The sequence below is a fragment of the Paraburkholderia sp. SIMBA_053 genome (assembly GCF_046534895.1).
In the GTDB taxonomy this organism is placed as follows: domain Bacteria; phylum Pseudomonadota; class Gammaproteobacteria; order Burkholderiales; family Burkholderiaceae; genus Paraburkholderia; species Paraburkholderia caledonica.
Map to the genome: position 1 here is coordinate 1 of NZ_JAWRXU010000419.1, position 297 is coordinate 297.

Genomic DNA, 297 nt, shown 5'->3' on the forward strand with positions numbered 1-297 from the left:
GTCGACGCTGATTCACGGCCTTGTGATGACGTATCGTTAGCACGCAAAGATCGGGAACATCGACTCATGGACATCGACTCATGGACATCGACACGCTCGTTCGCTTCACCACTCAGGGCATGCTGCTCTGCATGTATATCTCGCTGCCTATCGTGATCGTCGCCGCGCTGGTGGGACTCGGCGTGTCGTTCCTGCAGGCGATCACGTCGATGCAGGATCAGACGCTTTCGCACGGCGTGAAGCTGATTGCGGTGACGGTCGCGATCGTGATCGCCGCGCCGTTTTCGGCGGCGGCGC

At 59.9% G+C, this 297-nt stretch carries 1 protein-coding gene; it reads left to right on the forward strand.

What is annotated here, in order from left to right; translation table 11 throughout:
* Positions 1-80: 80 nt before the first annotated feature.
* The coding region (gene sctS / locus SB753_RS36240; RefSeq protein ID WP_410804933.1) for a type III secretion system export apparatus subunit SctS at positions 81-297 on the forward strand (217 nt) is incomplete at its 3' end.